Source organism: Marinobacter gelidimuriae, from assembly GCF_000372805.1.
GTDB lineage: Bacteria > Pseudomonadota > Gammaproteobacteria > Pseudomonadales > Oleiphilaceae > Marinobacter > Marinobacter gelidimuriae.
Genome location: NZ_KB889954.1, coordinates 1 through 5,829 on the forward strand (window position 1 = coordinate 1; position 5,829 = coordinate 5,829).

Consider the following 5,829-nt stretch of genomic DNA (forward strand, 5'->3'; position numbering starts at 1 on the left):
TTAACAAGATTTCCTGACAGACTGTGCTGGCCACCGGTCGGATGACGCTCGCCCTGAATAGTGCTTAAATCGCTCTGACACACCTGCAAATACACCATTGACGGTCTTTGGAGCTGATTTCGGGTTAGACTCTGATTTTAATCGCCTGTCGATTCAATAATAGGCTGTCTCACGATTGGTAATCTTGGTGACTCAGAGGATCATAATGGACTTTTGGGGCTTAAGTTGATGACATTGGGCGCGAACTACGCCCATGTTCTTCCTGGGTATCGCAGATTGCAGGTCGAGCATCACGCTGTTTTTTACCGAGTGCTTGAATCAGAGATGCTTATTGTTCGTGTCCTGCACGAGGACATGGATGCACCTGAAAGGCTTCTGGATTAGTGGCGACTATGTTTCCGGCGCAGCTGCAAGACTTCCATCCAGGCCCCGCGCCATTGTCGCCGCTTCGCTCTGTCAAGGCTGCCGCTGAACAAAAGCGTTAGGGCTTACTGCGCGTCCGCCAATAGCCAGGCTTTTGGGACTGATGGGCAACGGCGATCACTACGCTTTCCTCCGGCAACTCAATCGCGACAATGTCGTACGGGAAGCGTTCCAGAATCAGTCGTTTTGCACCGGTATGGCTTGTGTCTTCGGGGAGAGGTGATAAGGGGATGAAGTTTTCTTCAATAACGTCGATGGCAGCGTCAACAGCTGCGAAGAACTCGGCTCCGAGTCCAGGTTGCTCATATTCGTACCATGCTGCGGCCTCTATCGCGTCCTGCGAGGCTTCTTCCAGTATCCTTACCGTTCGCATTTTTTATTGATTTAGCCTCGCTCGCATCTTTGTTCGAAATTCTTCGCGGCTGAGAAGTGTGGCCTTACCGCTTTTGACCTTGGACACACGGCGAATAATTTCATCATTCCAGGCCTGTCCAACAGAGTCGTCACGGGGGCCGTCCAGGCTCATTATTAGCTCGCGAGCCAGCGCTGCACGTTCCGACTCGGAGAGAGTCGAAATCTGGGAGCGTAGGTGGTTTTTTAATGTGTTCGTAGTCATGGTGCCTCCGCGAGTAGCGATACGATTATGTTATCCCGATTCGACGGCCCTAACAAGGCGGTCAACCGGACGCCAAAAAAGCAGGCTTTTTTGGTTCCCTCCGCTGCGCTCCGGCGCCGGTTATCTAAGCGTTATGAGCTGCCAAACTTTGATAGCACATCCATGTTTTTGTAGAGAATACGAATAATTTGTATGCTGTTTGTGCCGGTCATTCGATAAAAAATAATGTGACTACCTTGAGGAAATTTTTGGTAATTTTCTTTTATATAATTACAATTACTTCCTATTTCTGGTGTGTCAGAAAGCACATGAAAGGTATCATCAAACTGTTTAATATAAATATTACGTTGCTCTCGCCCCCAACGCTTTTCAGTAAATTTAGCTATAGACTTCAAGTCTGCTTTAGCGTGCCGAGTTAAAGTAAATGTATTCATATATCATTTTCAGTATCCAATTCAGCCATCAAACTATCGTAGCTATAGTCTGCTATACCGCTTTCCTCACCATCTGTCAGCATTTGGCGCAGTACATTAAGTTTACTGTCTTTATCTTCAAGAACCCTCAAGCCTGCACGTACTACTTCACTTGCAGAGCCATAGCGCCCACTTTGAATTTGGTCAGAAATAAAGCCATCAAAGTGGTCACCCAGTGTAATACTTGTATTTTTAGCCATGATTTTGCTCCCGTGTACCAATATATACCTAATTATGGTATAAAGCTCATAACAAGTCAAAGCACGCGGACATGGCTAAGCTGTTACCTTTTGTGCAAAAAAGCGCACAAAAGCCGCCACCTTCACCACGCCGGTGTTTGAGGCGTTATGGCTGGTCGTAATGTCCTCCAATGGCGAAAATATAAATGGATCTGTCGTCGAACCGATATATGAGCCTATCCTTCTGGGAGATGCGTCTTGACCACAAGCCTGATAAGTTATGTTTAAGTGGCTCAGGCTTCCCGATGCCAGTTGATGGCTGGTCTGATCGGAGTATTTCTTTCAGCAGTTTGCAGAGAGCTTTGTGCAGCTTCTTGTCCTTTTCGCGCATCTTTTCATATGCTTCCCAGGTGCTGCCCTCAAATACCAGTGATCTCATTCATCTGCTCATCATTAGGTATGTATCCCTGACCACGGCTGTGAGTATCGAGGGAAGCCACAATCTGTTGCATCAGGTCTCGATTTTGAAGAACGTGCAGCGTTTCTTGCTCTCTCTCCCAGTCCTCAGCGCTCATGATCACGAACGCTTCTCCGGCACGACGCGTCACTTTGAGGGGCTCGTGTCTACTAACAACCTGCTCTACAAGGCTTTTCAGGTTGTCTCTGAATTTGTTTACACTGATGACATCCATAATTCCACCATTACGTACGGAAACTCCGTACAACTATATCGCAATAGCCCTAACAAGGCCAAGCACGGCGACAGCTTTTTCGTTGCGGCTTCGCCTCCACTGCAAAGCTGCGAGTGTTGGCAGCGCTATGTTTTTAAGGAGTCTGATTCCCGTATATGAAATTTGAAAATATTGAAACGTTGATTGATAACTCAGGCGAAATTTCTATCGGAAGGGCTGGTCCGATTCGCTGTGCAGCTACTGCGTCTGATGAAGGTCAGTGCCTCGCAATGTTATCCAGGCGACCTAATGAATTGTTCGAGGAATTGCTCGCACGGTTGGATTTCGCAATTGCGGATGCAATAAAAAGACAGGTGTTTGTGGACGAAATTAATGGATAGCTTGGAAAACCTCATGCATGACTGCGATCAGATGCCAAAGAATGGTGTAGCGGTTCGGTCGGGCGCAGCCTTTTTCGAAGATGACGACCTCGGCTGGTGCTTATTTGTCGAAAGACTGGCGACAGAGGATGATTTGCAAGAAAACCATTACCTTGAAGAAGTTGGCGAAATGATTTGGATGACTGCCGTCGAAATCAAATTCTGCCCATATTGCGGAGAAAAACTTGTTGCTGCGCAATCTGAAAGCCCAACCGACGACTTTGGCTATTTTGTCCATATCGATTCTTCGAGTTGGCTGAGAAAGCGTCGCTAATATCAAGAAAACATAACCAGTGCAGGCATGGCGACGCCCTTTCCATTGCGTCTTCGGCTCCATTCCAAGGGCGTGCATGCTGCAAGCGTTATGTTTCTTCCCTCGGACACCTTGTCTGCCTGTAGGCAATGTCGTACTCTTTAATGTACGCTAAAACGTACTTGAGGTGAATGCCATGTCTAGGGTCCGTGTAGATGAAGATATCCGTCCTCTGTCTGAATTCCGAGCAGGGGTAGCCACATTTGTCAAGCAGCTCCATGAAACCCGCCGCCCTATGGTATTGACGCAGAGAGGTCGTGGCGTTGCAGTATTGGTGGGTGCCCACGAGTACGAGAGGATGCAAGAGCGTCTGGAAGTGCTGGAAGAGGTGTATAAGGCCGAAGAACAGATAACCTCCGGGGATGGTATTGCGCATGAAGACGCGAAGGCTCGGGTTTTGAGCAGGCTGGGTCAATGAAGATTGTTTGGTCCCCGCTTTCGCTGGAGCGTGTCGATGATATTGCTCGTTATATAGCAGAAGATAACCCAGATGCTGCGCTACGGTGGGTTGATGGTTTATTCGCCACGGTAGAGCAGCTAGCCGACTTTCCTAAAAGTGGGCGTATGGTTCCCGAGGTGGGGTCGCCGCGCATCAGAGAACTGATATTTGGAACCTATCGGGTTATTTACAGCGTCAAAGATCAGGTTGATATTCTGACTGTGCGTCGCAGTAGCCAGTTGTTGCGGATGTCCGAGGTCGATGATGATGAAACATAACCAGCGGCTGCACAGCGACCGATTTTCCGCCGCTTAGCGGCTCCAAACCGGCGCGTGAGCCGGGCGTTATATTTTAAAATACATAATAAGACGCACATTTTTTGGAAGACACCAAAAACATTTCATATAGATTTTAATTTTGTAGTTATTTGGAGGTTTAGATGATAGAAAGTTGCAGTCAAAGTGTTATAGATGCTTCACTGAAAAATCTCAATAAAGACTCTGGGAGTTTGTGGTGTATCAAGGAAGGCAAGTTATACAGAGAGTTTAAGTTTCCTGATTTTGTTTTAGCTTTTGGTTTCATGACCAAAGTAGCAATACTTGCAGAGAAGGCGAATCATCATCCTGAATGGTCCAATGTATATAATAGCGTGGTTATAAACTTAACAACACATGAGGCCGGTGGTATATCGAAGAGAGATTTTGAGTTAGCACAGGAAATATCGAAATTAATCTAACAAGGCAATTCCACTTGGACGCTACGCTTCGCTGCGCGCCAGTGAATTGCAACGTTAGCCTTCAAAAAAACAAAATCGCACTTGACAATCTGAAAAGGAGACAAGCCATGCCAACAGAACAGAACAGAACAGAACAGAACAGAACAGAACAGAACAGAACCTATCTTTACGGCCTGCTTCGTTAGAAGATGCCGAAATGTTACTCAAATGGCGTAATGATAAAGCTACACGAATGGCAAGTCATACGACTGGCGAAGTAAAATTAGAAGATCACATAGAATGGTTGAAATCAACTTTGCTGAATAAAAATAGAAACTTGTATGTAGCAGAAGAAAACGGGGTTCCTGTAGGCACTGTTAGAGCCGATTATGATAATGGAATCTATGAACTATCATGGACTGTTTCTACAAAAGCCAGAGGAAAGGGAGTAGGAAAATGGATGGTCAGTTTACTTGCAAACAGAATCAAAGAGCCTATACGAGCCGAGGTGAAAAAAGGAAATGAAGCCTCATCTAAAATAGCAGAATTTTCAGAAATGAAGTTTGTGAAAGAAGATAGTAATGCCATATTACATTACCAACGCAATGGAATTGAGTAAGAAGCATAACAAGGCAAATGCACACGGACGGCAAAAAGCGCCGCTCGTTCCTCGCTCTGCTTTTTACCGCCGGTGATTTGCGACGTTACAACTCTACGCGTGCCGCTTGATATCGCGATAGAAATTTTCATGTGATCCGAGCGCCATTAGTTCAAGAATCAACGTGTTATCGTCAAATCCATATCCTAGCAACGTTAGCTGATTGTTCATTTTAAATTTGTATACTCGCAAAAAAACTAGGTCGCCTCTTTTTTGCTCGCCTAAATGTGGCTGAGCCATCAGAGCCTTAACCGCAATATCGAGCTCTTTTTTCTGGCTTGCTTTTAACTTTTTGACTGCTTTTTTGAAAGTCGGCGTTTGTAAAACACGGATTACCTCAACCAAAGTCGTAGCTCTCCAGTTTCCCAGCTTCTCTTTCGGCTTCTGCCACAACCACCTGCCTCACAAACTCGTAGGGCAAATCGGGGTTATCTTCCATAATCTCGCCAATTTTTGCCCAATGCTCAATTTGTTTGGGTGGTGTGCGGTTCAGCGCTTTAGCTATTATGGTAGCTTTATCAATAAGGTCTCGGTCTAACCGTATGCTAGTTGTCGCCATGGTATATTCCTCTGAACTGGGCACGGCCAGTATTGTAGCAATATGCCACAATTGAGGCAAGTTGTAATCGGGTAGCCGAGGGTATCTAACCCTCAGCCCCCACAACACCCTGCATGCGGGTCCGCACAGGGCGTTTCACTTAGGATAGTGAAGCTTGATCCAACCGTATGCGTGAAACTCGATCATAGATACAAATATGAATGTGATTCGTTCAAGTTGCTAGTTGATGAGTTCCCCCTCTGTCAGCCTAGTTGTCCAGTTGGCGATTTTGCCTAAATTCATGTCAGATCGGGCGGTGTGAGAGTGGCAACAGAGTGGCGAGAGGGTCAGTTTTCAGGTACCA

The 5,829-nt window shown here is 46.3% G+C and carries 14 protein-coding genes and 1 pseudogene; 7 read left to right on the plus strand and 8 right to left on the minus strand.

The window, feature by feature from the left end:
* Nucleotides 1–228 precede the first annotated feature (228 nt).
* The gene (locus A3OI_RS22475; RefSeq protein ID WP_228703045.1) at nucleotides 229–384 is read left to right on the plus strand and encodes a type II toxin-antitoxin system RelE/ParE family toxin; all 156 of its coding nucleotides are present in this window, start codon (nucleotides 229–231) and stop codon (nucleotides 382–384) included.
* A 97-nt stretch (nucleotides 385–481) separates the two neighbouring features.
* Here A3OI_RS22475 and A3OI_RS0118675 read toward each other — a convergent pair whose 3' ends face one another.
* From A3OI_RS0118675 to A3OI_RS0118700, 6 genes are all read right to left on the minus strand, one after another.
* On the minus strand, nucleotides 482–796 hold the full coding sequence (locus tag A3OI_RS0118675) for a hypothetical protein (RefSeq protein WP_018405726.1): 315 nt from the start codon (nucleotides 794–796) through the stop codon (nucleotides 482–484).
* A gap of 3 nt (nucleotides 797–799) precedes the next feature.
* Complete coding sequence (locus A3OI_RS0118680) at nucleotides 800–1,039, minus strand: addiction module protein (protein ID WP_018405727.1); 240 nt, start codon at nucleotides 1,037–1,039, stop codon at nucleotides 800–802.
* 131 nt (nucleotides 1,040–1,170) lie between these two features.
* A complete protein-coding gene (locus A3OI_RS0118685; protein WP_018405728.1) occupies nucleotides 1,171–1,473 on the minus strand; it encodes a type II toxin-antitoxin system RelE/ParE family toxin in 303 nt (100 codons plus the stop codon).
* Nucleotides 1,470–1,712 carry a type II toxin-antitoxin system ParD family antitoxin gene (locus A3OI_RS0118690; RefSeq protein WP_018405729.1) on the minus strand — a complete coding sequence of 81 codons (243 nt, stop codon included), beginning with the start codon at nucleotides 1,710–1,712 and terminating at the stop codon, nucleotides 1,470–1,472. Before A3OI_RS0118690 ends, A3OI_RS0118685 begins: the two co-directional genes overlap by 4 nt.
* A 145-nt stretch (nucleotides 1,713–1,857) precedes the next feature.
* Entirely contained in the window at nucleotides 1,858–2,130 is a 273-nt protein-coding gene (locus tag A3OI_RS0118695; protein WP_018405730.1) for a Txe/YoeB family addiction module toxin, read from the minus strand.
* Nucleotides 2,111–2,383 carry a type II toxin-antitoxin system Phd/YefM family antitoxin gene (locus A3OI_RS0118700; protein WP_018405731.1) on the minus strand — a complete coding sequence of 91 codons (273 nt, stop codon included), beginning with the start codon at nucleotides 2,381–2,383 and terminating at the stop codon, nucleotides 2,111–2,113. The genes A3OI_RS0118695 and A3OI_RS0118700 overlap by 20 nt, the downstream gene beginning before the upstream one ends.
* Nucleotides 2,384–2,538: 155 nt before the next feature.
* On the opposite strand from A3OI_RS0118700, the gene A3OI_RS0118705 reads away from it, so the two are divergent.
* From A3OI_RS0118705 to A3OI_RS20910, 6 genes and pseudogenes are all read left to right on the plus strand, one after another.
* Nucleotides 2,539–2,763 (plus strand): hypothetical protein, encoded by a 225-nt coding sequence (locus tag A3OI_RS0118705; protein WP_018405732.1) that lies wholly within the window; start codon nucleotides 2,539–2,541, stop codon nucleotides 2,761–2,763.
* Nucleotides 2,756–3,076, plus strand: coding sequence for a hypothetical protein (locus tag A3OI_RS0118710; protein ID WP_018405733.1), 321 nt, complete (start codon nucleotides 2,756–2,758; stop codon nucleotides 3,074–3,076). Before A3OI_RS0118705 ends, A3OI_RS0118710 begins: the two co-directional genes overlap by 8 nt.
* A 175-nt stretch (nucleotides 3,077–3,251) precedes the next feature.
* Nucleotides 3,252–3,533, plus strand: coding sequence for a type II toxin-antitoxin system Phd/YefM family antitoxin (locus tag A3OI_RS0118715; protein ID WP_018405734.1), 282 nt, complete (start codon nucleotides 3,252–3,254; stop codon nucleotides 3,531–3,533).
* On the plus strand, nucleotides 3,530–3,832 hold the full coding sequence (locus tag A3OI_RS0118720; protein ID WP_018405735.1) for a type II toxin-antitoxin system RelE/ParE family toxin: 303 nt from the start codon (nucleotides 3,530–3,532) through the stop codon (nucleotides 3,830–3,832). Before A3OI_RS0118715 ends, A3OI_RS0118720 begins: the two co-directional genes overlap by 4 nt.
* 161 nt (nucleotides 3,833–3,993) lie before the next feature.
* Nucleotides 3,994–4,290: a 4a-hydroxytetrahydrobiopterin dehydratase gene (locus A3OI_RS0118725; RefSeq protein WP_018405736.1), complete on the plus strand. Its 297-nt coding sequence runs from the start codon at nucleotides 3,994–3,996 to the stop codon at nucleotides 4,288–4,290.
* A 172-nt stretch (nucleotides 4,291–4,462) separates the two neighbouring features.
* Nucleotides 4,463–4,888 (plus strand): annotated as a pseudogene (locus A3OI_RS20910) (GNAT family N-acetyltransferase); the annotation flags it as partial.
* A 93-nt stretch (nucleotides 4,889–4,981) separates the two neighbouring features.
* Here A3OI_RS20910 and A3OI_RS0118735 read toward each other — a convergent pair.
* Together A3OI_RS0118735 and A3OI_RS0118740 are read right to left on the minus strand one after the other, a co-directional pair.
* The gene (locus A3OI_RS0118735; RefSeq protein WP_018405738.1) at nucleotides 4,982–5,272 is read right to left on the minus strand and encodes a type II toxin-antitoxin system RelE/ParE family toxin; all 291 of its coding nucleotides are present in this window, start codon (nucleotides 5,270–5,272) and stop codon (nucleotides 4,982–4,984) included.
* Entirely contained in the window at nucleotides 5,265–5,486 is a 222-nt protein-coding gene (locus A3OI_RS0118740; protein WP_018405739.1) for a TA system antitoxin ParD family protein, read from the minus strand. Before A3OI_RS0118740 ends, A3OI_RS0118735 begins: the two co-directional genes overlap by 8 nt.
* Nucleotides 5,487–5,829 lie beyond the last annotated feature (343 nt).

Coding starts and splice junctions, on each gene's coding strand:
- A3OI_RS22475 (WP_228703045.1), top strand. CDS start 229: ATGACATTGGGCGCGAACTACGCCCATGTTCTTCCTGGGTATCGCAGA.
- A3OI_RS0118675 (WP_018405726.1), bottom strand. CDS start 796: ATGCGAACGGTAAGGATACTGGAAGAAGCCTCGCAGGACGCGATAGAG.
- A3OI_RS0118680 (WP_018405727.1), bottom strand. CDS start 1,039: ATGACTACGAACACATTAAAAAACCACCTACGCTCCCAGATTTCGACT.
- A3OI_RS0118685 (WP_018405728.1), bottom strand. CDS start 1,473: ATGAATACATTTACTTTAACTCGGCACGCTAAAGCAGACTTGAAGTCT.
- A3OI_RS0118690 (WP_018405729.1), bottom strand. CDS start 1,712: ATGGCTAAAAATACAAGTATTACACTGGGTGACCACTTTGATGGCTTT.
- A3OI_RS0118695 (WP_018405730.1), bottom strand. CDS start 2,130: ATGAGATCACTGGTATTTGAGGGCAGCACCTGGGAAGCATATGAAAAG.
- A3OI_RS0118700 (WP_018405731.1), bottom strand. CDS start 2,383: ATGGATGTCATCAGTGTAAACAAATTCAGAGACAACCTGAAAAGCCTT.
- A3OI_RS0118705 (WP_018405732.1), top strand. CDS start 2,539: ATGAAATTTGAAAATATTGAAACGTTGATTGATAACTCAGGCGAAATT.
- A3OI_RS0118710 (WP_018405733.1), top strand. CDS start 2,756: ATGGATAGCTTGGAAAACCTCATGCATGACTGCGATCAGATGCCAAAG.
- A3OI_RS0118715 (WP_018405734.1), top strand. CDS start 3,252: ATGTCTAGGGTCCGTGTAGATGAAGATATCCGTCCTCTGTCTGAATTC.
- A3OI_RS0118720 (WP_018405735.1), top strand. CDS start 3,530: ATGAAGATTGTTTGGTCCCCGCTTTCGCTGGAGCGTGTCGATGATATT.
- A3OI_RS0118725 (WP_018405736.1), top strand. CDS start 3,994: ATGATAGAAAGTTGCAGTCAAAGTGTTATAGATGCTTCACTGAAAAAT.
- A3OI_RS0118740 (WP_018405739.1), bottom strand. CDS start 5,486: ATGGCGACAACTAGCATACGGTTAGACCGAGACCTTATTGATAAAGCT.